This is a genomic window from Mesorhizobium sp. LEGMi-168a (genome assembly GCF_058312955.1).
Map to the genome: position 1 here is coordinate 66,217 of NZ_JBZEGV010000007.1, position 25,605 is coordinate 91,821.

Genomic DNA, 25,605 nt, shown 5'->3' on the forward strand with positions numbered 1-25,605 from the left:
GATATCAGCCGATATGGGCTTTGTAGGCGGCCTCATCCATGAGGCTGGCGAGCTGGCTCTCGTTGGAAAGCTTCATCTTCCAAAGCCAGCCGTCGCCGGTCGCCGCCGAATTGACCAATGAAGGGTCGGATGACAGCGATGTGTTGGCTTCGGTGATCTCGCCGTCGACCGGCGCGTAAACGTCCGACGCCGCCTTGACGGATTCGACGACGACCGCGGTGTCGCCCTTGGCGAGCTTGCGGCCGATTTCGGGCAGTTCGACGAAGACGAGATCGCCGAGCTGCTCCTGCGCGTAGTCGGTGATGCCGACGGTGGCGACTCCGCCTTCGACGCGCAGCCATTCATGGTCTTCCGTGAAATAGGTGTTTGCCATCGGGAATTCATCCTTTGCGGTAGCGATGTGGCGTGAAGGGGAGCGAGGTGACGTCGACCGGTATTTTCGTCCCGCGGACGTCGGCGAACAGTCTGGCGCCGGGCTTGGCCAGCGCGGTGTTGACGTAGCCCATGGCGACCGGGTGGCCTGCCGAGGGGCCGAAACCGCCCGAGGTGACATGGCCTGCCGGATTGCCGTCGGCGTCGACCAGCGCCGCCCCGGCGCGCACCGGCTGACGGCCGTCGGGCTTCAGGCCGACGCGCTTCTGCGACGCGCTGCGCTCGAGGATCGAGCGCAGCGCGTCGGCGCCGATGAAATGACCGGAGGCGCGGACATCCTTGGGGATGGCCCACATCAGACCGGCGCTTGCCGGGTCGATCTCGGGCGTCAGGTCCTGGCCGTGCAGGCAGAGCCCGGCCTCCAGCCGCAGGCTGTCGCGAGCGGCAAGGCCGATCCACTGCACGCGCTCGTCCTTCAGCAGCTTCGCCACGAGATCGCGGGCATCCGCCTCCGGCAGCCCGATCTCGAAACCGTCCTCGCCGGTGTAGCCGGAGCGGCTCATGAACCAGTTTTTCCGGGGCTCCACTCCATGCATGAAGAGCAGCGAGCCGGTTTCGATGCCGGCCCTCGCAAGCGCGGCCCAGGCGTCCGGTCCCTGGATGGCCAGGAAGACGCGGTCGAGCGGCTCGACCTTGGCGTCGAAATCGGCGACCAGGGCGCTCAAGTGCTTCTCGTCCTCGACTGCATTGCCGGCGTTGGCCACCACCATGAAGCGATCATCGCCGAGCCGCGTGACGATCAGGTCGTCGATGATGCCGGCGGCCTCATTGAGGAAAAAAGTGTATTTGGACTGGGAAATCTCCAGCGCGCCGGCATCGAGCGGACAGGCACGGTTGAGAAGCGAGGCGGCGCCCAGGCCGGCGACCTCGAACAGCTTCATATGCGAGATGTCGAACAGGCCGGCATGCTCGCGCGTGTGAAGGTGCTCCTTCATCACGCCCGCTGGATAAGTCAGCGGCATCGACCAGCCGGCGAACGCGCCGAAGCGCGCGCCTGCGGCGTTATGCAAATCCTCGAGGGGTAGGTGTTTGGTGGCTTCGTCCGTCATGTCTTCTCCAGAGTCGCACGCAATCGACCGCCGCTGGCGGCCTAGTCCGTGCCCCTCTGTCTGAAGCCTGAGAGACTCGCGCCCCGTAACTCTGTCGGCAGCGCTTACACCTTCGGCGCGGGAAGATTCCCGACTTTCCAGAGTTGTCTTTCCCGTCCACGGTTCTTTTGCCTGAGAGATTTCGGGCGATTTCCCCTTCGGCGACAGCTCTCGCTGTTCTCTCCCGCAAACAGGTGGGACTCAGTCGCCTGAGTCCTCGACACGCCATCCATAGCCCGTCGGCGACACCTTGTCACCTCCCAGCGACATGTTGACGACAAGTCTTCGCTAACCAAGCGGTTTGCCGGTTTCTCAAGACACTGCTGATAGGCTGTATGGACGACTATCGGGGTTCGCCAGGAATCGGCGAAGGGGCAGGGACGGCAATGGGCGAATTGATCATGAGCGCTCCGGTGGCGGGGCTGACCTCCAAGAACCGCATCACGGCCGAGGACGTGACGATGCTGCGGCGCGAAGTGTTCGCCGACGGCGTCGTGACGTGCGGCGAGGCCGAGGCGCTGTTCGCGCTCGATCAGACGGCGCGCGACAAGTGCCCGGAATGGGCGCCGTTCTTCGTCGAAGCCGTGACCGACTACGTCGTCCACCAGGAAAAGCCGGAAGGCTATATCTCCGGGGAGAATGCCGGCTGGCTGGTCCGCACCATCTCGCGCGACGGTATGGTCGACAGCCGCACCGAGCTCGAGCTCCTGGTGCATGTGCTGGAGGAAGCAAAATCGTCGCCCAGCAGGCTCTCGGCCTATGCGCTGGAGCAGGTCGCCAACGCGGTGATCGACGGCAAGGGCCCGCTTATGCTCGGCGGCGACCTTGTGCCCGGGCTGATCGCCAAGGCCGAGGTCGATCTCTTGCGCCGCATCCTCTATGCCTATGGCGGCGACGGCAACATCGCCATCACCAAGGCTGAAGCCGAGATCCTGTTCAGGATCAACGACCAGACCGCGGCGGCCAGCAACGATCCTTCCTGGAACGACCTCTTCGTCAAGGCGATCGCCAATTACGTCATGTGCTCGGCCGGCTACGAGCCGCCCACGCGCGAGGTGGCGCTGCGCCACGAAACCTTCCTGGAGCATGCCGACCCGGAGATCGGCGGCTTCTTTAGCCGCATGGTGTCGGGTGGGCTTGCCGGCATCCTCGGTGCCTACCATTCGCCCGGCGATATCGAGGCCGAGTGGGAGGCCAAGAACCGTGCGGCCGAAGCGCTCGCCCGCCGCGCCGAAACGATCGACGCCGGCGAGGCCAAGTGGCTGGCCGAGCGCATCGGCGAGGGCAAACGTCCGCTGCGCGACAACGAGCGCGCGCTGCTCACGCTGATCAAGCATGCCTCGCCGGAGATCCATCCGGCGCTCAAGCCGCTGCTAGAAAAAGTGGCTTGAGGCTACTGCTTCGGCTTCGCTTGTTCCGGCTTGGCGCCAGTGTCGAAGCGTGACATCCACTTGAAGCCGCCGAACCAGTAGCGTCGGATGCCCGCGATGGTGCCGTCAGCGGTGCGCGCGCCGATCCAGTTGTTGACGTATTGGATGAGGCGAATGTCGTCGGGGCGCAAGGCGAAGGCTTCCGGCGTGCGCAGCAGCGGGCCGCCCACCAGCTTGAACTTCGCGTCATAAAGCCTGGCCGCCATTTGCGGCGTCGGCGACGTGGCCACCATGGCCTGCGCATTGCCGCCGATGAGCGCGGCAAAGACGTCTGCGGTGTTGTCGAAGGACAGGATGCTCGCCTTCGGGAAGGCTTCCTTGGCGGCCGCCTCATCGGTGGAATTGGAGAGCACGGCGATCTTGTAGCCAGGCGCCGTCAGCGTCTTGCCCGGCCGCTTGCCGAGGCTGGCAATGGAGGCAACCATGCGGATGTCGGCGGCGCCCGTGGGGTTGGAGAATACGACCTCGCGGGCGCGCTCCGGCGTGCTGGCATAGCCGGCCGCGATCAGGTCGAAGTCACCCTTGAGCAGCCGCGCCTTCAGGTCGTTCCAGGGCACCTCGACCAGCTTCAACTCAACGCCGAGATCCGAGGCGAGCGCATTGGTCAGATCGACATCGTAGCCCGCGAACTTGCCGTCGGCCTTCTTGAGGATCCAGGGCGGATTGATTGCCACCCCGACCGTCAGCGTCTTCTGGTCGATAACGCGTTTGAGACTGTCGTCGGCGCGAGCCGGCAAAAGAGTCAACCAGGCAGAAAGAGCAAGTATAATCGCGGCGAATATCTTAGCGCGCATGAATACAACCTCGCTGCTGGCCCCTCTGGTTGTCAGATTTACACAGAGGTGCCATTCTGTCGATAGCGGAACCTGATGGAGATTTGCCGATGTCGGCGCGGATGGCGGTTACCGGTTCGATGATGTTCCTGGCCTGCGCTTTCGGCAATCCGGCAAAGCTGTCGCTTTTGCCCGATGCCGCGCAGGCGGCAGGCCCCAAACGCGTGGTCTGTTCCAGCGCGGACTATCGCTACTCCTATTGCGGGGTCGACACGCGCGGCGGCGTGCAACTGACCAACCGGCTGTCGAAGTCGCGCTGCCAGTTCGGCCGGAGCTGGGGCTATGACGGCGGTGGCATCTGGGTCGACAATGGCTGCTCGGCGGAATTCATGGTCGCGGGTTCCGGCCGCAGGCCGTCTCCCGGCGATGCGGCGGCGGCGATCATCGTCGGGGGCATCGTCGGCGCGATCCTCGACAGCAGCAACCAGCACGGCCACCATTCTGACAATTACTATCCGAGGCCCAAGCCGCGCCGCGACGACCGGTCGATCGATCCGACGCCGCAATTCGACAGGGACGGCAACCCCAATTTCGATACCCACGGCAACTATCAGGGATGCCATGGCGTCGGCTGCATGGTGGATAATCCGGACGAATGATCCGTCGCCAAGGTCTGCATGCCGAACGCAAGACGCGTCCGGCCGCTGCCTATCGGCGAGCCATCGTCTTGCAAAGGACGATGTTGGAATGGCCTTCAGGCCATCCGGCGAATTCGGCCATACGCTCGAAGCCGGCTTTTTGGTACAAGCCGGGCGCCTGGAAGTCGTGTGTCGAAACCCAAATCCGCCGCGCGCCTCGAGCGGCGGCCTCGGCAACGAAGGCATTCAACAACGCCTTTGCATGGCCTCGGCCCCGATAGGATTCCTCGACCCACATCAACTCGAGCTCGGCGATCCCCGCCCAGGAATAGCCGGCGGCGACGCCGACTGCGCGTCCGGTTTCGTCCCGCAGCGCAAAGACGAGACCCCGGTCGTCATCGCGGCCGGTGAGAAGCCGGTTGTCGCTGTTGAGGCGTTCCTCAATGGCGTTGAGTTCGGCCGACGCAAGATCGTGTTCAGCCTGCAGGCGAGGGGTCATCAAATCCCGCCATACCAGTCGTAGCCATTGTCCTCCCAATAGCCGCCGCGGCCGCCGCCGATGGCGGTGAAGCTGTCGACCAGCTCTATTTTGTAGAGATATTTCGGCATCTTGTAGCCGAGCTGGCGCTCGACCCGCACGCGCAGCGGCGCGCCGTTTTCCACCGGCAGCGGCTTGCCGTTGACGCCATAGGCCAGGATGGTCTGCGGGTGACGAGCATCGATCAGGTCGATGGAGCCGTAATATTTGATATCGCCGGAGAGGCTCTGCTCGATCGTGTCGAGGCAATGGAACATGACGTAGCGCGCCTCAGGCTTCACCACGGCCTGGTCGAGCACCAGCGACAGCGGCGTGCCGGTCCATTTGGCAATGCAGCTCCAGCCTTCGACGCAGTCGTGTCGCGTGATCTGGGTGCGGCTCGGCATGTTCTGGAGCTGCTCGCGGCTGAGCGACAGCGGCTTCTCGACGAGACCGGTGACCTCCAGGCGCCAGTCGGCGAAATTGTTGGCGAGCAGGCCCTTGTAGGTGTCGTCGTCGGGCGCGGTGACGCCATTCGGCCGCTGCGGCTGGCGGATGTCCGCCTCGGTGAATTCCGGCGCCAGCGCGTCGCGGCCGGCAAGCAGGCGCTGCGCGCGCCAGGTCAGGCCGTTGGCGTTTTCGAGAAAGCTGCGCAGTCCGCCGCCAACGCCGAGCCCGCTGTCGAAGGCATCGCAGCCTGACAGCGCGATGCCTGACAGGCCGAGGCTGGCAGAGGTCAAAAATTTCCGGCGACTGATCTGGAATTTTGCCATGTCAGGCGCTCCTCTCGGTTGGCTGGTCTTGCTTTGCGGGCGGGTCGGTGCGGTACCAGCCGGTGATGATCGAGCGCAGCTCGTTGATCGGGCCGGCGGCGAGGATCATCAGCATGTGGATGATGAAGAAGAGGACGAGCAGCACCATGACGGTGAAGTGGATGGTGCGCGCCGTCTGCCGGCCGCCGAGGATTTCATTCAGCCAGGGCAGCACCGAATTCATGCTCGGCGACATCGCGAGGCCGGTGATGATCATCAGCGGCAACAGCACGAAGAGCACGCCGCCATAGGCAATTTTCTGCAGCGTGTTGTATTCGCGCGTGTGGTGGAATTTCAGCTTCGCATGGTCGACGATGTCGCGCGGCAGCTTGCGCAGATCTTCGACACGCGGCGCCAGATCGCGACGGATATGGCCGTTGATGAGGCCGGCGACCAGCCAGACCAGCAAGGTGGCCGAGAGCACCCAGGCGAAGAAGAAATGCACGACGCGAGCGGTGCCGAGGTCATAGTAGGAGGGGATCGTCGCCCAAGCCGGGAAGGCGCGCGGCGTTTCCTGTCCAGGAGGGCCGGACCAGCCGAGCACGCCGGTTGTGTCGAAGCGGTGCCCGAAGACTTCCGTATAGCCCCGGGGGCCATTGTCGGTATTCTCGGCACCGATTTGGAGGATGGTGTTGTTGTAGGCGAAACCCGATTCCTTGCCGACATAAAGTTGCGGCCGCGCGTTGAAGATCTGCAGGCCGGAAAGCAGCATGAAGAACAGCGTGAAGGCCCACAGCCAGTGGGTCAGGCGCGTCCAGCGCGACTGCCGGTAAATCAGCGTCGTGTCCTTCGCCTCGGTGGCGGGTTGGCTTGTGGCAGCAGAATCCATTCCGTCCTCCAGCCACGCTATCCGACGCGGCCTTTTCAGGTCATTGTCTTCCCCTCAATACGTCGCCGCACAAGGCAATGTTTCATGCGATCACGGATTTATTACGGAGCGCCCAGGCTGACCGCGAGATTGACCGCGGCGGCAACGATCACCGTGTTGAAGAAAAACGTCAGGATCGAATGGATGAGCACGACTTGGCGCATGTGCGAGGTCGTGATCGCAGTGTCGGCCGTCTGCGCGGTCATGCCGATGATGGTTGCGAAATAGAGGAAATCCCAACCTTCCGGCCTTTTGTCGCCGGGAAAGTCGAGGCCGCCGACCGGAATCTTCGTCTTGGTTTTCTCGTCGACCTGATCACCGCCCATCCAATAGACATGCGCATAGTGCAGGGCCGCCATGGCGTGAATGGTGAACCAGCCAAGCGGGATCGACAGCATCGCAAACAGGATCTCCCATGGATGCGCGGCATCCTTCTGGTTAATGAGCTGGAACAGCGAGCCGATGGCGATGGCGACGACAAAGAGGGTAACGGCGAAGATCAGCAACACCGGAAGATCGGTGGCGCGCGCGTTCTTGCTGAGATAGCGGCCGGTAAGCCTCGGCATCAAGGCAAGGACCAAGATGATGAAGGTCGCAAAGAACACGTTGGCGCCGATCGAATAGGGGAGCGGCAGGCGCAAAAGCAGTGCAAGAAGCAGCGCGACGATGCCGAAGGCTGCGGCCAAAGCGAACTGCATGTGCCGATGTATCGGCGTGTCGAGGGATGTATCGCTACCCATTCCCGGCCCCCGAAAGGCGTTCGGATCAGTCCGGTGTGGCGGATTTGAGCGCCCGCCGCAAGATGCGGTCGAGCTCGCCGAGAAAGTTCGACCTGTCCTTCGGTGTGAAGGCGGCGTTGAAGCCGCGGCTCTCGCCGGTCTCGCGCAGATGCTGCTTCAAATCGCGCATCGCGACAGCCATGCCGATTGTTTCTGGCGTGAACGGGCGGCCGGTGGGGCCGAGCACATGCGCGCCGAGCGCCACCGTGCGCGCTGCAAGCGGGATGTCGGCAGTCACCACCACGTCGTTGGGTCTGGCATTCTCGACGATCCAGTCATCCGCCGCATCCGCTCCCTTGGAGACGACGACGTTGCGGATCATCGGATCGCGCGAGGGGCGCAGGCCGCCATTGGAGACGTAAGTGACGACGACGCCATGACGTTCCGCGACCTTCTCTACCTCGGCCTTGACCGGGCAGGCGTCGGCATCGACGTAGATGATGACTTCCCGGGCGATCGGAGGCTCCTGGCTGCTATTTGTCTTGCGGCGCCAGCTCGACCAGCAACCGGGTGACGATCATGTCGCGCAGCACGACGCCCTCGGGCGCCCCTTCGGGCGTAACAGCCACCAGCCGGGCTGTATTCTCGCTTTGCATTTTGCGCAAGGCTTCGACATTGCTGGCCGTGTCGGCGATGGATTTGTCGGAGAAACCGCCGATCTTCAGGATCGGCGCCGGATTTGATCCACGCAGCGCGTCCATCAGCCGGTTGATCTGGTCGGGGTTCTTGGTGTCGGTCAATTGCGCCAGCACGACGCTGCCCTTCGCCGAGGCGACATATTTGCCCGCTGGGTCTATCACCACCACCGACATCTCCGGGTCGTGCTGGGAGAGGACCCGAATATACTGGGCGATGACCGGTGCCTCGTAGTAACCGCCACGACCAAGCTGCAGCGTCATGGAGACCGGCTCGCCGGGCGCGAGGTTGCGGTCGACATTGTCGAGCTGGACGAAGTCGCCCTTGGCGACGAATTCACCCTCAACGATCGAAGAACTGATAGGAACCGGGTCGATCTTCTTCTTGGCTTCCTCGCGAAACTTCGCGCCCCAGCCACCGGGCGCGGTGAATTCGCTGATGTCGCCGGAAATGACGCCGTAGGTTAGGAGCGGGATCAGCATCAATGCGATCAGCGTCACGCTGTCTCCCAGCGAAAACCGCTTGATGCCATAGGCCAAGGCGAGCCCGATGACGAGCACCGCCGCTGCAATCAAGAGCGCTTGCATGAACCCCTCCGGTCAACTGCCCTGCGACAGAACGGCGACGGACGATCATCCGATCGCCCGTCGACACGGTCCATGAGCTACTTCACGCAAGGGCCATTCAGCGCCTGCAGGTATGGCTCCCGCCTGCCATCAGGCCGCCAAGGCTCCCGACTTCTTCGCCGTCCAGGTGGCGATGTAGTCCATCAGGCCGGGGTTGAGGCAGTCATAGGGTTCGAGCCCGATCGACTTCAGCTGGCCGCGGATGCCGTCCATGCGGCTGGGGTCGACGCCGGATTCGATGATCGACGACACGAAGGCGGCAAAGCCCGGCGGCGACCAGCCGTCCTCCTCGAAGCGCTCCGGATGGATGAAGGACAGGCCCTTGAAGGGATGGTCGCGCTCGACCGGGCCGTACATGTGCACGCCGCAGCCGGTGCAGGCATGGCGCTGGATCAGCGCTGCCGGATCGACCACCTTCAGCTTGTCGCCATTCTCGGTGACGGTGACGTCGCCGGTGCCGGCAACGGCAACCACCGAGAAGATCGCGCCGTCCGGCTTCCAGCATTTGGTGCAGCCGCAGGCATGGTTGTGGGCGATCTGGCCCTTGACCTTCACCTTGACCGGATTGCTGGTGCAGGCGCAGACCAGCGTGCCGCCGGCAAAGGAAGCGCTCTCCTTCGGCAGGCCGTTGTCGATCTTCGGATGCAGTTTTTCCGCCATTCCTGTTTCCTCCCGTGTTGACCACGAAGGTCGCGGGCATGATCGCCCGCGGCCGGTGGCTTTGCTTCAGTAAACCACGACGCTCCGGATCGACTTGCCCTCATGCATGAGGTCGAAGCCCTTGTTGATGTCCTCGAGCGTCAGCGTATGGGTGATCATCGGGTCGATCTGGATCTTCTTTTCCATGTACCAGTCGACGATCTTCGGCACGTCGGTGCGGCCGCGTGCGCCGCCGAAGGCGGTGCCCATCCAGCTGCGCCCGGTGACCAGCTGGAACGGCCGGGTCGCAATCTCCTGGCCGGCGCCGGCGACGCCGATGACGACCGACTTGCCCCAGCCGCGATGCGAGGCCTCCAGCGCCTGGCGCATCACCTTGGTGTTGCCGGTGCAGTCGAAGGTGTAGTCGGCGCCGCCGATCTGGTCGGCACCGCGCTTGGTCATGTTGACCAGGTAAGGCACGATGTCGCCGTCGATCTCCTTCGGATTGACGAAATGCGTCATGCCGAACTTCTCGCCCCAGGCCTTCTTGTCGTTGTTCAGATCGACGCCGATGATCATGTCGGCGCCGGCAAGGCGAAGCCCCTGGATGACGTTCAAGCCAATGCCGCCGAGGCCGAAGACGACCGCCGTCGCGCCCTGCTCGACCTTGGCGGTGTTGATCACCGCGCCGATGCCGGTGGTCACCCCGCAGCCGATGTAGCAGATCTTGTCGAAGGGGGCGTCGGGATTGACCTTGGCGACCGCGATCTCGGGCAGCACGGTGAAGTTGGAGAAGGTCGAGCAGCCCATATAGTGGAACAGCTTCTCGCCATTGAGCGAAAAGCGCGAGGTGCCGTCGGGCATCAGGCCCTGCCCCTGGGTGGCGCGGATGGCGGTGCACAGATTGGTCTTGCGCGACAGGCACGACGGGCACTGCCGGCATTCGGGCGTGTAGAGCGGGATGACGTGGTCGCCCTTCCTGACCGAGGTCACGCCCTTGCCGACATCGACGACGATGCCGGCGCCCTCATGACCGAGGATCGCTGGAAAGATGCCTTCCGGATCGGCGCCCGACAGCGTGAACTCGTCGGTGTGGCAGATGCCGGTCGCCTTGACCTCGACCAGAACCTCGCCGTCGCGCGGTCCCTCGAGGTCGACCTCCATGATCTCCAGCGGCTTTCCGGCGCCAACGGCAACTGCGGCACGCGTTTTCATGAGGCATTCCTCCCAAGGCAATTTTCAAGTTTCAGCTTATGGCAGGCAGGCTGCCAAGCTTGCCCGGCGAGGCGAGTACCGCCTGCCATTTGTCATACACCGCCGCCACTCTACCGAGTTCGGCGGTGGCGGCCAACGTCTCTTGCGACGTTTTTCGGCGCGGTTTCTGCAATCGGCATCAGGCGCCGAGGGCAGGGGCTTCAGACACTTGAGACGCGCCGGAATTGTCCATAGAACTGGACGGCTTCGCCGGAGGAACGACACCCGAATGTTCAAGAAGATCCTGATCGCCAATCGCGGCGAGATCGCCTGTCGCGTGATCAAGACGGCGCGCAAGATGGGGATTGCCACGGTGGCGGTCTATTCGGACGCCGATCGCGATGCCGTGCATGTCGAAATGGCCGACGAGGCGGTGCATATCGGCCCATCGCCCGCCGCGCAGAGCTATCTCCTGCCTGAGAAGATCATTGCCGCCTGCAAGGAGACCGGCGCTCAAGCCGTGCACCCGGGCTACGGCTTTCTGTCCGAGCGCGCCTCCTTCTGCGAAGCGCTGGAGAAGGAGGGCATCGTCTTCATCGGGCCGAAGCCCAAGGCGATCCGCGCGATGGGCGACAAGATCGAATCGAAGAAATTCGCCAGCCAGGCCAAGGTCTCGACCGTGCCCGGCAGGCCGGGCGTCATCGAAAATGCCGACCATGCCGAGAAGATCGCCGGCGAGATCGGCTATCCGGTCATGATCAAGGCTTCGGCCGGCGGCGGCGGCAAGGGCATGCGCATCGCCTGGAGCAAGGCGGAAGTGCGCGACGGTTTTGAGCGCGCGCGCTCGGAAGCGAAAAGCTCCTTCGGCGACGACCGGGTCTTCATCGAAAAATTCGTCGTCGATCCGCGCCATATCGAGATCCAGGTGCTGGCCGACGCGCATGGCAATGCGCTCTATCTCGGCGAGCGCGAATGCTCGATCCAGCGCCGCAACCAGAAGGTGGTGGAGGAGGCGCCGTCGCCGTTCCTCGATGCCAAGACACGCAAAGCCATGGGCGAGCAGGCCGTGGCGTTGGCGAAGGCCGTCGACTACCAGAGCGCGGGCACGGTCGAGTTCATCGTCGACAAGGACAAGAACTTCTATTTCCTTGAAATGAATACGAGATTGCAGGTCGAGCATCCGGTGACCGAGCTCGTCACCGGCATCGATCTTGTCGAGCAGATGATCCGCATTGCCGCCGGCGAGAAGCTCGGCATCAAGCAGGGCGACGTGAAGCTCAACGGCTGGGCGGTGGAAAGCCGCCTCTATGCCGAGGACCCTTTCCGCAACTTCCTGCCGTCGATCGGCCGGCTGACGCGCTACCGGCCGCCGCAAGAAGGCACGTTCGGCGACATCGTGATCCGCAACGACACCGGTGTCGCCGAAGGCTCCGAGATCTCGATGTTTTATGATCCCATGGTGGCGAAGCTTTGCATCTGGGCGCCGACGAGACTTGAGGCGATCGACGCCATGTCCGAAGCGCTGGACAGCTTCGTCGTCGACGGTATCGAGCACAACATTCCGTTCCTTTCGGCGCTGATGCAGCATCCGCGCTGGCGGGAAGGGCGGCTGTCGACCGGCTTCATCGCTGAGGAATATCCGGACGGTTTCGCGCCAGTCGAACCGGACAGCGAGGAGAGGGCGGTGTTCGCCGCGATCGCCACCGCGATCGAGCTGCTGCGCCGGGACCGGCTCGACCGCCTCAGCGGACGGCTGGCGCCGCATTCGGGCCATCTCAAGCGCGACTGGGTGGTGAAGATCGGCACGGACTATCTCGGCGTGGGCATTGTCGACGGAATGGTTTCGATCCCGATGGAGGTCGACCTGTCGATCGACAGTGGCAAGCCGCTGACGGTCGCCTCCGACTGGCGGCCGGGCGACGCGATCTGGCACGGCACGGTCGGCGGCAACCGGATCGCGGCGCAGGTCCGACCGGTGCTAAACGGCCTTCGCATCGCCTGGAGAGGCATGTCGGTGACGGCTCAAGCCATGCTGCCGCGCACGGCGGAGCTTGAAAGGCTGATGCCGGAAAAGCTGCCGCCGGATACTTCGAGAATGCTGCTCTGCCCGATGCCGGGCCTCGTCGTCTCGATCGCGGTCGCGGAGGGGCAGGAGGTCAAAGCCGGCGAGACGCTCGCCGTGGTCGAGGCGATGAAGATGGAAAACGTGCTGCGCGCCGAGCGCGACCTCACCGTGGCCAAGCTCAACGCCAAGCCCGGCGACAGCCTGGCGGTCGACGCGGTGATCATGGAATTCGCCTGACGGGCTTTACTGTGCACAGGTGGCGGCTGGACTCGCATCACACGCTCCCGGACAATACATCTGCACTGATGTTGAGTCCTTTCGAGCGACAAGAGCCCCATGGCCGATGAACTCCCACGCGACCCGCTGCAGCGCGAAGCAGCCGTGAAGGCCGCGCAACCGGAAGCGCCGGCGCGGACCTTCATCCATCTGCGCGTGCATTCGGCCTATTCGCTGCTCGAAGGCGCCTTGCAGCTCGGCGCCATCGTCGGCCACGCGGCCAAGGACCAGGCGCCGGCAATCGCGGTGACCGACACCAACAATCTGTTCGGCGCGCTCGAATTCGCCCAGAAGGCGGTCAAGGACGGTATCCAGCCGATCATCGGCTGCCAGGTCGATCTTGCCTTTGCCGGCGAGGCAAGCGAAGCCCAGCGCGACCGCCGCCGGCACGGTCCCGGGATGGCGCCGATCGTGCTGATCGCCGCCAGCGAGGCGGGCTACGCCAATCTGGTCAGGCTGATCAGCAAGGTCTATCTGGAGACGCCGCCCGGCGAACTGGTGCATCTGACCAGCGCCATGCTGGAAGGCCGTTGCGATGGCTTGATCTGCCTGACCGGCGGCCCGCGCGGCCCGATCGGCAGCGCGCTCAAGGCGGACCGCCGCGACCTAGCCGAGCAGCGGCTGCTCTTTCTCAGAGGCCTGTTCGCAGACCGTCTCTATGTCGAGCTGGAACGCGTCTCCGGCTATGACCGCATGGTCGAGAAGTCGACGGTCGACCTTGCCTACACCCACGAGCTGCCGCTGGTCGCCACCAACGAGGCCTTTTTCTCGAAGCGCGAAGATTATGAGGCGCATGACGCGCTGATTGCGATTGCCGAAGGTTCGGTGGTGGCCGCCGACAACCGGCGGCGGCTTGCGCCGGACAATTTTCTGCGCAGCCAGGCCGAGATGGCGCGGCTGTTCTCGGACCTGCCGGAAGCGATCGACAACACGGTCGAGATCGCCATGCGCTGCTCCTACTATCCGAAGAACCGCAGCCCGATCCTGCCGCGCTTCACCGGCGCCGACGCCGCCGACAAGGACGCGGCCGAGAAGGCGGAGGCAGCGGAACTTGCGCTCCAGGCGCGCGAAGGGCTGGAGGCGCGGCTTGCCGCGCACGGACCGACGCCAGGCTATACGGTCGAGCAATATCGCGAGCGGCTCGAATTCGAGCTCGGCATCATCGAGAAGATGAAGTTCCCGGGCTACTTCCTGATCGTTGCCGACTTCATCAAATGGGCAAAATCGCAGGGAATTCCGGTCGGGCCGGGGCGCGGTTCGGGCGCCGGATCGCTGGTCGCCTACTCGACCACCATCACCGACATCGACCCGCTGCGCTTCTCGCTGCTGTTCGAGCGCTTCCTCAATCCCGACCGCGTCTCGATGCCGGACTTCGACATCGACTTCTGCCAGGACCGGCGCGAGGAGGTCATCCGCTACGTCCAGCAGAAATACGGCCGAGACCAGGTCGGCCAGATCATCACCTTCGGAACGCTGCAGGCGCGCGCCGTGCTGCGCGACGTCGGCCGCGTGCTGCAGATGCCCTACGGCCAGGTCGACAAGCTGTCCAAGATGGTGCCGCAGAACCCGGCCAACCCGGTCAAGCTGGCGGATGCCATCGCCAACGAGCCGCGCTTCGCCGAGGAGGCGGAGAAGGAGCCGATCGTGCAGACGCTGCTCGACACGGCGCAGAAGCTCGAAGGCCTCTATCGCCATGCCTCGACGCATGCCGCGGGCATCGTCATCGGCGATAGGCCTTTGTCTGAATTGGTGCCGATGTACCGCGATCCGCGCTCGGACATGCCGGTCACCCAGTTCAACATGAAATATGTCGAGCAGGCGGGGCTGGTGAAGTTCGACTTCCTCGGCCTGAAGACGCTGACGGTGCTGGAAACGGCTGTGAAACTCATCCGCCGGCGCGGCGTCGACATCGATCTGGCGACGATTCCGCTCGACGACAAGGACACCTACGCCATGCTGTCGCGCGGCGAGGTGGTCGGCGTGTTCCAGGTTGAAAGCGCTGGCATGCGCAAGGCGCTGATCGGCATGCGGCCGGACTGCATCGAGGACATCATCGCGCTGGTCGCGCTCTACCGCCCCGGTCCGATGGAGAACATCCCGACCTACAACGCCAGAAAGCATGGCGAGGAGGAGATGGCTTCGATCCATCCCAAGATCGACCATCTGGTGAAGGAGACGCAAGGCGTCATCGTCTACCAGGAACAGGTGATGCAGATCGCGCAGGAGCTTTCCGGCTATTCGCTAGGCGAAGCCGACCTTCTGCGCCGCGCCATGGGCAAGAAGATCCGCGCCGAGATGGACAAGCAGCGCGAGCGCTTCGTGACGGGTGCGGTCGAGCGCGGCGTCGGCAAGCCGCAGGCCGACTTCATCTTCGACCTCCTTGCCAAATTCGCCGACTACGGCTTCAACAAATCGCACGCCGCCGCCTACGCAGTGGTCTCCTACCAGACCGCCTATCTCAAGGCGCACTACCCGGTCGAATTCCTGGCGGCGTCGATGACGCTCGACATGAGCAACACCGACAAACTGGCCGATTTCCGGCAGGACGCGATGCGCCTCGGCATCGAGGTGGCGGCGCCGTCGGTGATGACCAGTTTCCGTCCCTTCGAGGTCGGCGAGAACAAGATCTTTTACTCGCTGGCGGCGCTCAAGGGCGTTGGCGACGCGGCGGTCGAACATATCGTGGCCGTGCGCGGCGAAAAACCGTTCAAGAGCCTCGCCGATTTCTGCGAGCGGGTCGATCCGAAGATCGTCGGCAAGCGCGTCTTCGAAAGCCTGATCATGGCCGGCGCGCTGGATTGCTTTGGGCATGACCGCGCCGTGATGATGGCCGGCGTGGAGCGGATGATGGGGCTGGCTTCGCTGGCGCAGCAGAACGCCATCTCCGGCCAGGCCGACATTTTCGGCGCTTCGCTCGGCGCCCAGTCGCAGGCGCTCAACCTGCCGGCGGCCGATCCCTGGCTTGCCGCCGACAAGCTGCACCGCGAGTTCCAGGTGGTCGGCTTCTACCTCTCGGCGCATCCGCTCGACGAATACAAGGCCGCGCTGCAAAAAATGCGGGTGCAGAACTGGGCGGAATTCTCGGCTGCGGTCAAACGCGGCGCCGCGGCCGGGCGGCTCGCCGGCACCGTCACCACCAAGCAGGAGCGCAAGACCCGCACCGGCAACAAGATGGGCGTCGTGCAGTTCTCCGACACGACGGGCCAGTACGAAGCGGTGCTGTTCTCCGAGGGCCTGGCGCAATATCGCGACATGCTCGAGCCCGGCCGCTCGGTGGTCATCACCGTCCAGGCGGAAGACCGGCCGGAAGGTATCAATCTGCGCATCCAGACCGTGCAGTCGCTGGAGGACGAGGCCAGCCGCATCCAGAAGGCGCTGCGCATCTTCGTGCGGGACGCCCAACCTATCAACATCCTCGCCAACCAGCTTGCCGTGAAGGGCGAGGGCCAGGTGAGTTTCGTCCTGATCAAGGAAGCCGGTCAGGGCGAGGTGGAGATCGAACTGCCCAACCGCTACCGCATCTCGCCGCAGGTCGCGTCGGCCATGCGCGCGGTGCCGGGAGTCGTCGAAGTGGAACTGGTGTAGGCGCCTCAACTATTTGTTTTCGCGCAATTCCGGACGGAAAACCGGTGCACGCTTTTCCTGGAAAACCGGTGCCAGCTTTTCTGGAATGCCTTAGCGCGGGGCGTCGCCGCTAATTCAGGCACCCTGCTCCCACCAAGTACTCGCCAAACCACGCCATTCGCGCAACGGCGTATGGCATTGTATATCTTTGACTAACTTGTTCTTGCTAGTGTTGCAGCCAGGCTGCGGAAATGTTGGGGGGCGTTTGCCCAAGTTGTCAGTTAGGCCGGCGATTGGGCAGGAGCGAGGGCACGATGGTCGACAAGTCGAATTTCGCGATAGTCCAGACTGATCCCGATGGCCAGCGCGCCGACGACGCGGAGGGGCCGCTGGTGTCGGCGATTATCCCTTGCCTGAACGAAGAGCGTACGCTCGGCATCTGCATCCGCAAGGCTCTTGATGTCTTTGAAAAGCGCGGCATCGAGGGGGAGGTCGTCGTCGGGGACAATGGATCAAGCGACCGGTCGGTTGAGATTGCCGAGTCCCTCGGCGCGCGTGTCGTGCACCAACGGGTCAAGGGATATGGCGCGGCGATAAGCGCGGCGGCTGAAGCTGCGCGAGGCAAGTATCTGATCATGGCGGATGCGGACGATTCCTACGACTGGAGCAGCCTTGGCGACTTCATCGACGCGTTGGAGGAGGGGGCCGAACTGGTTATGGGTGATCGCTTCGCAGGCGGTATCGAGCCTGGCGCGATGCCTGCGCTGCACCGGTATCTCGGAAATCCGGTGCTCTCAACGATTGCCCGCTGGCTTCATCATTCTCCAATACATGATTTTCATTGCGGCATGCGAGGATTCACCCGGGAAGCGTTCCGCAGGATGGGCGCACGCTCGCCTGGCATGGAATTCGCCTCTGAGATGGTCATAAACGCGCATCGTGCAGGCCTCGTGATCCGCGAGGTGCCGATCAAGCTCTATCCGGACAAGCGCGGTCGCCCGCCTCATCTGCGTTCATTCCGCGACGGGTGGCGGCACCTGCGGCTGATCGTGGCCCACGCGCCCAATGCCATCTATCTCATACCGGGAGCGACCTTGCTGGTGGCCGGCATTGCTGGCCTTGCGGTCCTCGCTGCGGGGCCTGTCCGGATCGGTGGGTGGTATTTCGGAATTCACTTCGTCGCGCTCTCCGCAACGGCGACGCTGATTGGCCTTATGGCGATCCTTTTCGGCATGCTGGCTAAGGTGGCGATCGCTATCTATCACCCGGGCCACGGAGGCCGGATCGTGCCCTGGCTGATGCGCGGCCGCCCACTGGAATGGCTGGTCTTTTCCGGTGGCATGCTCGCGGCGGGGGGCTTTGTCGCGGACGTCTTGCTAGCCTTGCATTGGATTTTGGTCGGCGGCCCGATGGAGCAGTCGGTGCACCTGACGTTTGTCATCACCACCGCCTGCGTGGCCGGGATGTCGATGGTGCTGTCCGGCTTTGTGCTCAAGTTGCTGCTTGATAACCTGGACGGCAGGCGTGCGTGCTGACCGTTTGACTGGCTTCCGAGCGGAAGCTCGGGGAGGTAGCCGCGTGATCGAAAAGCCATTTCTGTCCGTCGTCATGCCGGTCCACGAAGGAGCGGCATGGATCGGCGCGACGCTTGACTCGCTGGCCGCCGAGCCGACCGGCGGCCTGGAGATAATCATTATCGACAGCAGTCCGACGAGCGCCACCGCAGCCGTTGTTGAGCGATTTGTCCACCGATTGCCCCTTCGGCTGCTTCAGCGAAGGGACCTCGGACAGTGGCAGACGAAGACCAACTTTGGCGTCGAGCTAGCGGCGGCCGATCATGTCTGCATACTCCCATCAGACGACCTGTGGTTGCCCGGGCGCGTCGAGGCCGTTCGCCGCTGGCTCGCGGATGCGCCCGAAGCCGCGCTCCATTTGGCCCCGACCGCTATCGTTGACCGCTACGGCCGGCGAATGGGGCGTTGGAACTGTCCCTTGCCGGCTGATGAGATGCTCGAAGCCGAATTCCTGCTAGAACGGCTGCTCGTGCAAAATTTTGTCTCGGTGCCCGCTCCGATATTCCGCCGAAGCGCATGGCTGGCGTGCGGGGGGGTGGATGAAAAACTCTGGTATACGGCGGATTGGGACGTATGGGCGAAGCTGGCCGGTACTGGACCGGTAATCTATCACGACGAGATCACGACGGCCTTTCGGGTTCACGGTAGTTCGCTGACTGTAACCGGATCCCGTGATGCGAGTGATTTCCGATCACAAATGCAGATTGTTCTGGAGCGCCATCTAACCCGGCTTCCGGCGAGCAGCCGCCGCAGGATAGGGCCTGCCGCCAGGGCGTCGATCAGTGTCAACGTGTCACTGGCCGCTGCGTCGGGCGGCAACCTGAAGGCCTTGGTTCGTGCGGCCGGTGTCGTACTGTCGCTCGGGCCGATCGGAATGAGGCGCTATTTGCGCGACTCACGGTTGCGTGAGCGTGCCGTGTGCCGACTTCGCGCGAAACTGACAGGGGCTTTCTGACGCCAATGCCCAGCCCTGCCATGAACTCCGGCGAGCAGGTGGAGCGCAAGCGCCATGCGGTTGCCGCCGAACGACCGCTTTTGGAACGAGGGTGGCGGTATATGCTGGTGGGGTTGGTGTGCGCCATTACGCATAACGCCATCATGATTGCGGTCGATCGAGTAGGAGGGCACTACCTGCTGGGCACCGTGGTTTCATTCATGGCCGTGACGCCCCTCGGATACGCACTGCACAGCCGGTTCACCTTTGCCGAGCCTCTTCGTTTGAAGGCGTTCGCGCGTTTCGCAGGAGGCGTGGCCGCGGCCTATCCGATCTCGACAGCCATGATGATCGTTCTGTGTTCCGGCCTCAGTCTTAGTGTTGCGGTTGCGACTCCGATTGCAACCGTCGCTCTATTCGTGTGGAACTTTATCGCTGCGCACTGGGCCATCCTGCCGCGGCTCTATCTGCGGCCCGTACCCCTGCCGACGGCACCCTCCCGCCCGGCGAAACAGCAATCAATAGGAAACGGGGAATAAGAATGTCGGCACCAGGTCAGGTCGCGCGCAGGGTTCTCGGCCGCCATTTCAAGCCGGTTGGCAATGTCTATCGCCGTGTGTTCGTCAACCTCGACAAAATAGCGGATTTTCTCGATGGCGAATTGCCGAACGGAGCGAAGATCCTGGACATCGGCGGCGGTGACGGCGCCCTTGTCGAGCGGCTTTTAAATCGACGCCCTGACCTTGCGGTGACGATGTGCGACCCAGCTGCCTCGGTCGGCACATTCCTGAGCGATGCAAATCGAGCAAGGGTCGAACTTCTGCCCGCGACTTATCTCACCGACGTGACCGGGTTTTATGATGCCGTCACGATTTGCGACGTCATCCATCATGTGCCGGTCGATCAGCGCGACGCGTTCTTCAAATCACTGGCCGAAAGCTGCGAACGCTGGGCCTGCCGGAAGATCATCCTGAAGGACGTTGAGCCGGGAGGAGTACGCGCCATGCTGTCGCTTCTTTCGGACTGGCACATCACCGGAGACAAGCATGTGGTGCTGTTTTCACGCTCGGACTTCGCTGCCATGGCGCGACGGTATTTCCCAAAGGCGCAGAGAGCATCGGCCGTACCGGACCGGCCGAACTATTGCGAAGTGTTGAGTTGGTAGGCTCTGAACGGGAATGCCGGCGTTCACCTCTTCCTGGGAGCGGCGTCATCGAATTCGTTGTTTGCGGACGGAGCGGCGGCCCGGAATGGCGATAAGGGCGCGAGGTCGCTGCGCTGCGAGGGGTGCGGGTGGCTCTGCCTGAGCCGGTTTGGGGGCATCTTGGAAACGCAAGAACTTGGACGCGGATCAAGCCAGCTATTTGGTCTCGGGCAGCGCCAGGCAACGATATTTCTGGGCGTCCTGATCGCGCTCAAGATCATTTTGCTCTTCACCTTGGCTTGGAAAGCTCGCTTCGTCATGGACGAATTCGTCCAACTCGGATGGGCCAAATATTTCTCCAACGGCCTGTTCGGTACTGTCTGGCACGCCAAGGCGGTCGGCTATGCGATCTTCTATGAGATTGCACATCTGATCGGTTGGGATGCCACATCCATTCTGCTTGTCGGTCGTATGCAGGCTGCGCTGTTGGCATGCGCAACCATTGCTTTCGTCTACCTGTGTGCTCGATCGCTAGGAGAGGATCGGATCCGTGCATTGGTCATCGTCCTTGTCCTCCTCTGCTTCTCGAATTTCATGGAGCGCATCTTTCGCACCATCGCCGAACCGCTGGCGGTGTTCTTCGCCGTGGCGGCGCTGCTGGTCGTCCTGCGGGCACGCGAATTGAGGGCATGGCCGCTTGTCGCTGCCGGCGCCTTGAGCGGCCTGTCATTCCTCGCGACGCAGAAATCAATCTACTTCAATCTTGCGCTTGGGCTCGGCCTGGTCGCCGACGCGGCTTTGACGAGACGCTACGCGGCAGGCATCGCCCGCGGCGCATGGCTCGTGCTGGGATGGACTGTTCCCATAGTCGCCTATTGCTTCATCTTCGGCGGCGCCGACCCTGTTCCCATAGCCAAGAGCCTCCTATTCGGCCCGCTTGAGATCGCGATGCGCGGCGGCGGTGACTACGGGGGGCTGCGGCGCTTCGTGTTGCAGACGCTCGCGCGCAACTATGTTCTCTATGTCTTCTGCTTCTCCGGCATGGCTCTGTCTCTGATGCAGATCATGAAGCTCAACGAGCGACGGCGAATTGCGCTGATCTTCTCGATCGTCGTCACGGTGCTGGTCTTCGCGCACGACCAGCCGTGGCCCTACGTGTTCATCATGGCGCTGCCGTTCATGTCGCTATGGTCATTGACACTGCTCGACGGCCTTGCAACCCGCGTGCGTTACCTGCGCGTTGCGTGGATCGCGCTCGCCACGGCGATGGCCATCAGTTTCGTTGTCAATCTGCTTTACTTTCGCTTCGACAATGCGGCCCAACTTGAACTGGTAGCGCGCGCAGAGTCGTTGCTCGCACCGGGTGAGCGGTATTTCGACGGCATAGGAATGCTGCCCAATCGGATGGAGCCAACAACCTTGTGGCTCGACAAACACTACGTGCTCGCGACCTTGCGGGAAAGCGGGCACTCCGAGGCGTACAGCGTCCTGAGCAAGTCTCGGCCGAAGGTGATCCTGTGGTCTTACCGGGTGGACTATATCTATCCCGTGGTCGCGCCGCTGATTTTGAACAGCTACGTCAGAGTGGCACCAAACCTCTGGATCGCTGGCTACCGTCTTGCTCCCGGTGAGAGGAAGATTTTCGATGTTCCCATTGCTGGAAGCTATACGCTCTATAGCGCAGAAGGGGCGCCGTTGCAGGGCCAGGTCGAGGTCGATGGCAAAGTGCTTGACCCGCCATTTCAATTTTCGACCGGACCGAAGACGGTGACATTGCGCAACAGCTCAGGCGAAGCGTTGCTTTTGCCAACGGGTTCGTACGCTGGCCATTTCAAATCCGGCAGCGACAATTCTCTGTTTGCCAATGTCTATGACTGAACCGAGTGCTGCTCGATCGACGGAGCAGTGATGGCAGCCTGTCGGATCGTAAGCGACCAAACCAGGCAACTGACTTACGAAGTGGCGATCTCTGCCGGCCGCGGTGCCTTACGCTGCAGATTGAGCAGGTTGCCGGCCAGGATCAAGGCCGCGCCGCCTGCGGTGAAGATATCGATCTGCTCGTTGTAGAGCAGCCAGCCGATCAGCGCCGACAGCGGCACGCGCAGGAAGTCCATCGGCGAAATGACGGTCGCATCGGCGTGGCTGAGCGCGCGGGCCATGCAGTAATGCGAAGACATGCCGGTAAAGGCGACCAGGAATATCGACGGCCAGAGTTCGAACGCCGGGTTGCGCCAGACGTAGAGCGCCGGGACGAGGCCGACCGCGGACTGGATGATCAGCATCCAGAAGATGATGCGCACGACGCTGTCGGTTCGCGTCAGCGACTTGACCATGACCACCGAGACGCCGAAGCACATCGCGGCCCCCAGCACGACGAGATGGCCGGGATCGATGGAGCCGGCGCCAGGGCGCACGATGATCACCACCCCGATCAAGCCCAGCACGATCGCCGTCAGCCTCGGCCGCGACAGCCTTTCGCCGAGAAAGCTCACCGCCAGGATCGCGGTCCAGATCGGGGTCGTGAACTCGATCGAGATCAGCACCGCCAGCGGAATCAAGGTCAGCGCATAGAGCCAGGCGGCCTGGCCGGCATAGTGGACGAGGTTGCGGGCGACGTGGGCGAGCGGGCGCTCCGTGCGCATCGCCCTGAAGCCGCCCCCGGTCATCACCAGCGGCAGCAGGATGAAAAAGCCGATCACCGAGCGCAGCTCCAGCACCTGGAAGACATTGAGCGCGGCCGTCGCGGTGCGCCCGGCGACCGACATCGCCAGGAACGAGGCGATCGACAACGCCATCCAGAGCGCGGCCTTGGTGATCGAGGGAGCGGGTGCCATGCGCGCTATTTCGCAAGTCGGACCTTCGACCGCAACCGCTAGTCGCTGCATTCGACTGGGCCAGCCCCCGCTGAGTCAAAAAGCGGCGTTGAAAAGCGGCGTTAAAAAACAGTCATGTTGAAGGCGGAACCTGCGGCGGTCGCAGGCGTTCGAGTCGTAGTGCCGCAAGCTTTGGCACGTCCGATGCCTAGGGGGAGACTTCAAATGAAATCGATGATGCTGTTTGTGCTCGCCGGCTGCCTGACGGCGACAATGGTTGACGCCCGCGCCGACGATGCCGATTTCCTGCGCTCGTTCCAGGGCAGCTTCGCCGGCAATGGCACCCTCAAGGTGAGCGCCAACGCGCCGACGGTGAATATCTCCTGCACCTTCAAGTCCGGCGCCACCTCGACCTCGCTGTCGCTCGACGGCAAATGCCGTGGCCTCATCCTGATGACGCGGGCGATCAGCGCCGATCTCAAAGCCAAAGGCGCGGGCTATACCGGCGTCTATATCGGCTCGCGTACCGGACCGGCGCAGTTGAACGGGCGCCGTTCGGGCAACGCGCTCAATCTCGGCATCCGTTGGGCAAAGGAGGTCAACGGCGATCGCAAGGCGCAATTGACCGTCGAAAAGACCGGCGGCGACAGCATGCGGCTGACGGTGACCGACACCGATCCGAAAACCGGCAAGACCATGGTGACCAGCCGGATCGACTTGCAGCGCAGCTGATCAAGTCTGCATGAATGCCGGCCGGTCTCACTCCTCGAGCGGTTCCGGCGGATTGGCGGCACGGCCCTTGCCAAAGGTGTAGCCGGTCTCGACGGCCTTCCTGCCGAACTTGTCGCGCAGCTCGTCGATGGCGGTTTCGGCCAGCGCGCGTTTGCGGGACTGGACGTCGACCAGGTCGGGCGGATCGGCCTTGCCGTCGTCGGAGAGATCGCTGACGCCGATGCCGAGCAGGCGGAACTTCGTGCCGTCGGCCTCGCGACGCAACAGGTCGAGCCCGGTCTGGAAAATGCGGTCGGCCAGCCGTGTCGGATCGCCAAGCTGGCGGTTGCGGGTGCGGAGCTTGAAATCCTGCGTCTTCAACTTCAGCACCACGGTGCGCCCGGCAATGCCGGATTTCTTCAGCCGCGCCGAGACTTTTTCCGACAGGCCGCGCAACACCGGCACCAGTTCGGCCAATGAGGCGATATCGGTGTCGAAGGTGGTTTCGGCCGAGACGCTCTTGGCGTCGCCGTCGGGGTCGACGCGGCGGTCGTCCTCGCCCCGCGAAAGCCGGTAGAGCCGGTCGCCCATGACGCCGTAACGGCGCATCAACTCGCCGCGCTCCATGCGCTGCAGCTGAGCGATGGTGCGGATGCCGTCGCGCTCCAGCGTCGCGGCCAGCGCCTTGCCGACGCCCCAGATCAGCGTCACCGGTTGCCCGGCGAGGAAGGTCGGCGCCTCTGCTTCGCCGATGACAGAGAAGCCGCGCGGCTTGCGGAAGTCGGACGCGATCTTGGCCAGGAATTTGCAGTAGGAGAGCCCGGCCGAGACGGTGATGCCGAGCTCCTTTTCCACCGTCTGCGCGAAGCGCGCCAGCACCAGCGCCGGCGGCATGCCGTGCAGGCGCTCGGTGCCGGCGAGGTCGAGGAATGCCTCGTCGATCGAAAGCGGCTCGACCAGCGGCGTCAGCGCCAGCATCAGCGCGCGCACCTGGCGGCCGACGCCGACATATTTTTCCATGTTGGGCGGAATGACCACGGCTTCGGGGCAGGCCTCGAGCGCCTTGAACATGGGCATCGCCGAGCGCACGCCCTGGATACGGGCTATGTAGCAGGCGGTGGAGACGACGCCGCGCCTGCCGCCGCCGACGATCACCGGCTTGTCCTTCAGCGCCGGATTGTCGCGCTTTTCGATCGCCGCGTAGAAGGCGTCACAGTCGATATGGGCGATGTGCAGCCGGTAAAGCTCGGGATGACGGACAAGACGCGGACTGCCGCAGCGCTCGCAGCGGCGCGTCTCGCTGCGCTGCATAGCCAGGCAGTCGCGGCAGAAACCGTGTTCGGGATTATTGACAGGAGCCGCCATTGCTGCGAACATAAAGAGAACAAACGCAATGGTACGACAGCGCAAGGCCGGCAACAAGGCTGGCCTGGGGAGAACGCATGAGCACGACCATAGCGCCGCTTACGCCAGAGCGTTGGACCGATTTCGAGGATCTCTTCGGCAAGCAGGGCGCCTGTTACGGCTGCTGGTGCACGCATTTCCGGCTGACGCCGGCAGAGCGCCGCGCCAGCGACCGCGAGCGCAACAAAGACCACATCAAGGCGCGTATCGAAGCCGGTCCGCCGCCGGGGCTTTTGGCTTTCGAGGACGGCAAGGCGGTCGGCTGGATGCAGATCGGCCCGCGCGCCGACGTGCCCGAGTGGAACAATCAGGGCAGGGGCTCGGCGCCGGTCGATCCGGCCGACGCCGGCGACGCGAGCGTCTGGGCGATCTCCTGCTTCTTCATCCGCGTCAAGGCGCGGGGCAGGGGCATCACCCATCGCCTCGTCGACGGCGGCATCGCCTTTGCCCGCGACAACGGCGCCAGGCTACTGGAGGCGTGCCCGATCGACCTGTCGCGCGATTCGCGCTCGATCGGACTGTTCGTCGGCTCGTCGCGGGTGTTCGAGAAGGCAGGCTTCGAGAGGCTTCTGGAGCGCAAGCCCGGCCGGCCGCTGATGCGGCTGGTGCTTTAGCGACTTGAGGTTTTGGCTTACAGTCGCCGTCTTGCGGCTGTAACGCTTCTTTCCTACCAGAAGCACGAAACGAT

At 63.5% G+C, this 25,605-nt stretch carries 24 protein-coding genes and 1 riboswitch; of the genes, 11 read left to right on the forward strand and 13 right to left on the reverse strand.

The genetic code is table 11. The features are described from left to right. Positions 1-4: 4 nt before the first annotated feature. Complete coding sequence (gene gcvH, locus AC4FWB_RS12110; RefSeq protein ID WP_292118198.1) at positions 5-373, reverse strand: glycine cleavage system protein GcvH; 369 nt, start codon at positions 371-373, stop codon at positions 5-7. 7 nt (positions 374-380) lie between these two features. After that, positions 381-1,481: a glycine cleavage system aminomethyltransferase GcvT gene (gene gcvT, locus AC4FWB_RS12115; RefSeq protein WP_491026254.1), complete on the reverse strand. Its 1,101-nt coding sequence runs from the start codon at positions 1,479-1,481 to the stop codon at positions 381-383. Between the two features lie 149 nt (positions 1,482-1,630). Further along, positions 1,631-1,717, reverse strand: a riboswitch (glycine riboswitch). Between the two features lie 189 nt (positions 1,718-1,906). Here gcvT and AC4FWB_RS12120 point away from each other — a divergent pair. Continuing rightward, positions 1,907-2,911: a hypothetical protein gene (locus AC4FWB_RS12120; protein WP_491026256.1), complete on the forward strand. Its 1,005-nt coding sequence runs from the start codon at positions 1,907-1,909 to the stop codon at positions 2,909-2,911. A gap of 2 nt (positions 2,912-2,913) precedes the next feature. On the opposite strand, the gene AC4FWB_RS12125 is transcribed toward AC4FWB_RS12120, so the two are convergent. Beyond that, complete coding sequence (locus AC4FWB_RS12125) at positions 2,914-3,744, reverse strand: transporter substrate-binding domain-containing protein (protein ID WP_491026257.1); 831 nt, start codon at positions 3,742-3,744, stop codon at positions 2,914-2,916. Positions 3,745-3,833: 89 nt separating this feature from the next. Between AC4FWB_RS12125 and AC4FWB_RS12130 the strand changes: the two genes are divergently transcribed. After that, a complete protein-coding gene (locus tag AC4FWB_RS12130; RefSeq protein WP_491026259.1) occupies positions 3,834-4,382 on the forward strand; it encodes a DUF3011 domain-containing protein in 549 nt (182 codons plus the stop codon). Between the two features lie 49 nt (positions 4,383-4,431). On the opposite strand, the gene AC4FWB_RS12135 is transcribed toward AC4FWB_RS12130, so the two are convergent. From AC4FWB_RS12135 to AC4FWB_RS12170, 8 genes are all read right to left on the reverse strand, one after another. After that, on the reverse strand, positions 4,432-4,860 hold the full coding sequence (locus AC4FWB_RS12135; RefSeq protein WP_491026260.1) for a GNAT family N-acetyltransferase: 429 nt from the start codon (positions 4,858-4,860) through the stop codon (positions 4,432-4,434). After that, positions 4,860-5,651, reverse strand: a complete 792-nt coding sequence (locus tag AC4FWB_RS12140; protein WP_491026261.1) for a molybdopterin-binding protein — start codon at positions 5,649-5,651, stop codon at positions 4,860-4,862. The genes AC4FWB_RS12135 and AC4FWB_RS12140 overlap by 1 nt, the downstream gene beginning before the upstream one ends. A gap of 1 nt (position 5,652) precedes the next feature. Further along, positions 5,653-6,519 (reverse strand): cytochrome b/b6 domain-containing protein, encoded by an 867-nt coding sequence (locus AC4FWB_RS12145; RefSeq protein ID WP_491026262.1) that lies wholly within the window; start codon positions 6,517-6,519, stop codon positions 5,653-5,655. Positions 6,520-6,620: 101 nt separating this feature from the next. Continuing rightward, positions 6,621-7,298, reverse strand: a complete 678-nt coding sequence (locus AC4FWB_RS12150; RefSeq protein WP_491026263.1) for a DUF1345 domain-containing protein — start codon at positions 7,296-7,298, stop codon at positions 6,621-6,623. Positions 7,299-7,323: 25 nt separating this feature from the next. Further along, positions 7,324-7,779 (reverse strand): YaiI/YqxD family protein, encoded by a 456-nt coding sequence (locus AC4FWB_RS12155; protein ID WP_491026493.1) that lies wholly within the window; start codon positions 7,777-7,779, stop codon positions 7,324-7,326. Between the two features lie 31 nt (positions 7,780-7,810). Then, on the reverse strand, positions 7,811-8,560 hold the full coding sequence (locus AC4FWB_RS12160; RefSeq protein ID WP_491026264.1) for a hypothetical protein: 750 nt from the start codon (positions 8,558-8,560) through the stop codon (positions 7,811-7,813). Between the two features lie 129 nt (positions 8,561-8,689). Next, complete coding sequence (gfa, locus tag AC4FWB_RS12165) at positions 8,690-9,259, reverse strand: S-(hydroxymethyl)glutathione synthase (protein ID WP_491026265.1); 570 nt, start codon at positions 9,257-9,259, stop codon at positions 8,690-8,692. Between the two features lie 66 nt (positions 9,260-9,325). Then, on the reverse strand, positions 9,326-10,453 hold the full coding sequence (locus AC4FWB_RS12170; RefSeq protein WP_491026266.1) for an S-(hydroxymethyl)glutathione dehydrogenase/class III alcohol dehydrogenase: 1,128 nt from the start codon (positions 10,451-10,453) through the stop codon (positions 9,326-9,328). 268 nt (positions 10,454-10,721) lie between these two features. Between AC4FWB_RS12170 and AC4FWB_RS12175 the strand changes: the two genes are divergently transcribed. The 7 genes from AC4FWB_RS12175 to AC4FWB_RS12205 all read left to right on the forward strand — a co-directional run bounded on the left by AC4FWB_RS12175 (position 10,722) and on the right by AC4FWB_RS12205 (position 21,867). Then, positions 10,722-12,734, forward strand: coding sequence for an acetyl-CoA carboxylase biotin carboxylase subunit (locus AC4FWB_RS12175; protein ID WP_491026267.1), 2,013 nt, complete (start codon positions 10,722-10,724; stop codon positions 12,732-12,734). Positions 12,735-12,833: 99 nt separating this feature from the next. Further along, a complete protein-coding gene (gene dnaE, locus AC4FWB_RS12180; protein ID WP_491026268.1) occupies positions 12,834-16,358 on the forward strand; it encodes a DNA polymerase III subunit alpha in 3,525 nt (1,174 codons plus the stop codon). A gap of 293 nt (positions 16,359-16,651) precedes the next feature. Then, positions 16,652-17,872: a glycosyltransferase gene (locus tag AC4FWB_RS12185; RefSeq protein ID WP_491026270.1), complete on the forward strand. Its 1,221-nt coding sequence runs from the start codon at positions 16,652-16,654 to the stop codon at positions 17,870-17,872. Positions 17,873-17,915: 43 nt separating this feature from the next. Further along, positions 17,916-18,866, forward strand: a complete 951-nt coding sequence (locus tag AC4FWB_RS12190; RefSeq protein WP_491026271.1) for a glycosyltransferase — start codon at positions 17,916-17,918, stop codon at positions 18,864-18,866. Positions 18,867-18,871: 5 nt separating this feature from the next. Beyond that, positions 18,872-19,384 (forward strand): GtrA family protein, encoded by a 513-nt coding sequence (locus AC4FWB_RS12195; RefSeq protein ID WP_491026273.1) that lies wholly within the window; start codon positions 18,872-18,874, stop codon positions 19,382-19,384. A gap of 77 nt (positions 19,385-19,461) precedes the next feature. Then, entirely contained in the window at positions 19,462-20,010 is a 549-nt protein-coding gene (locus tag AC4FWB_RS12200) for a class I SAM-dependent methyltransferase (RefSeq protein ID WP_491026275.1), read from the forward strand. Positions 20,011-20,169: 159 nt separating this feature from the next. Beyond that, the gene (locus tag AC4FWB_RS12205; protein ID WP_491026276.1) at positions 20,170-21,867 is read left to right on the forward strand and encodes an ArnT family glycosyltransferase; all 1,698 of its coding nucleotides are present in this window, start codon (positions 20,170-20,172) and stop codon (positions 21,865-21,867) included. Positions 21,868-21,941: 74 nt separating this feature from the next. Here AC4FWB_RS12205 and AC4FWB_RS12210 read toward each other — a convergent pair whose 3' ends face one another. After that, positions 21,942-22,823: a DMT family transporter gene (locus AC4FWB_RS12210; RefSeq protein WP_491026277.1), complete on the reverse strand. Its 882-nt coding sequence runs from the start codon at positions 22,821-22,823 to the stop codon at positions 21,942-21,944. Between the two features lie 204 nt (positions 22,824-23,027). Here AC4FWB_RS12210 and AC4FWB_RS12215 point away from each other — a divergent pair, with 204 nt between their 5' ends. Next, complete coding sequence (locus tag AC4FWB_RS12215) at positions 23,028-23,534, forward strand: hypothetical protein (RefSeq protein ID WP_491026278.1); 507 nt, start codon at positions 23,028-23,030, stop codon at positions 23,532-23,534. A 27-nt stretch (positions 23,535-23,561) separates the two neighbouring features. On the opposite strand, the gene AC4FWB_RS12220 is transcribed toward AC4FWB_RS12215, so the two are convergent. After that, a complete protein-coding gene (locus AC4FWB_RS12220; RefSeq protein ID WP_491026279.1) occupies positions 23,562-24,890 on the reverse strand; it encodes a DNA polymerase IV in 1,329 nt (442 codons plus the stop codon). A 65-nt stretch (positions 24,891-24,955) separates the two neighbouring features. Here AC4FWB_RS12220 and AC4FWB_RS12225 point away from each other — a divergent pair, with 65 nt between their 5' ends. Beyond that, on the forward strand, positions 24,956-25,531 hold the full coding sequence (locus AC4FWB_RS12225) for a GNAT family N-acetyltransferase (RefSeq protein ID WP_491026280.1): 576 nt from the start codon (positions 24,956-24,958) through the stop codon (positions 25,529-25,531). The last annotated feature ends 74 nt before the right edge of the window (positions 25,532-25,605 follow it).

Bases quoted from the DNA above. Each gene is read 5' to 3' on its own strand.
- AC4FWB_RS12175 (WP_491026267.1), top strand. From the start codon at position 10,722: ATGTTCAAGAAGATCCTGATCGCCAATCGCGGCGAGATCGCCTGTCGC.
- AC4FWB_RS12195 (WP_491026273.1), top strand. From the start codon at position 18,872: ATGCCCAGCCCTGCCATGAACTCCGGCGAGCAGGTGGAGCGCAAGCGC.
- AC4FWB_RS12210 (WP_491026277.1), bottom strand. From the start codon at position 22,823: ATGGCACCCGCTCCCTCGATCACCAAGGCCGCGCTCTGGATGGCGTTG.
- AC4FWB_RS12120 (WP_491026256.1), top strand. From the start codon at position 1,907: ATGGGCGAATTGATCATGAGCGCTCCGGTGGCGGGGCTGACCTCCAAG.
- AC4FWB_RS12125 (WP_491026257.1), bottom strand. From the start codon at position 3,744: ATGCGCGCTAAGATATTCGCCGCGATTATACTTGCTCTTTCTGCCTGG.
- gcvT (WP_491026254.1), bottom strand. From the start codon at position 1,481: ATGACGGACGAAGCCACCAAACACCTACCCCTCGAGGATTTGCATAAC.
- gcvH (WP_292118198.1), bottom strand. From the start codon at position 373: ATGGCAAACACCTATTTCACGGAAGACCATGAATGGCTGCGCGTCGAA.
- AC4FWB_RS12150 (WP_491026263.1), bottom strand. From the start codon at position 7,298: ATGGGTAGCGATACATCCCTCGACACGCCGATACATCGGCACATGCAG.
- AC4FWB_RS12145 (WP_491026262.1), bottom strand. From the start codon at position 6,519: ATGGATTCTGCTGCCACAAGCCAACCCGCCACCGAGGCGAAGGACACG.
- AC4FWB_RS12160 (WP_491026264.1), bottom strand. From the start codon at position 8,560: ATGCAAGCGCTCTTGATTGCAGCGGCGGTGCTCGTCATCGGGCTCGCC.
- gfa (WP_491026265.1), bottom strand. From the start codon at position 9,259: ATGGCGGAAAAACTGCATCCGAAGATCGACAACGGCCTGCCGAAGGAG.
- AC4FWB_RS12130 (WP_491026259.1), top strand. From the start codon at position 3,834: ATGTCGGCGCGGATGGCGGTTACCGGTTCGATGATGTTCCTGGCCTGC.
- AC4FWB_RS12225 (WP_491026280.1), top strand. From the start codon at position 24,956: ATGAGCACGACCATAGCGCCGCTTACGCCAGAGCGTTGGACCGATTTC.
- AC4FWB_RS12140 (WP_491026261.1), bottom strand. From the start codon at position 5,651: ATGGCAAAATTCCAGATCAGTCGCCGGAAATTTTTGACCTCTGCCAGC.
- AC4FWB_RS12170 (WP_491026266.1), bottom strand. From the start codon at position 10,453: ATGAAAACGCGTGCCGCAGTTGCCGTTGGCGCCGGAAAGCCGCTGGAG.
- AC4FWB_RS12185 (WP_491026270.1), top strand. From the start codon at position 16,652: ATGGTCGACAAGTCGAATTTCGCGATAGTCCAGACTGATCCCGATGGC.
- dnaE (WP_491026268.1), top strand. From the start codon at position 12,834: ATGGCCGATGAACTCCCACGCGACCCGCTGCAGCGCGAAGCAGCCGTG.
- AC4FWB_RS12135 (WP_491026260.1), bottom strand. From the start codon at position 4,860: ATGACCCCTCGCCTGCAGGCTGAACACGATCTTGCGTCGGCCGAACTC.
- AC4FWB_RS12220 (WP_491026279.1), bottom strand. From the start codon at position 24,890: ATGTTCGCAGCAATGGCGGCTCCTGTCAATAATCCCGAACACGGTTTC.
- AC4FWB_RS12215 (WP_491026278.1), top strand. From the start codon at position 23,028: ATGAAATCGATGATGCTGTTTGTGCTCGCCGGCTGCCTGACGGCGACA.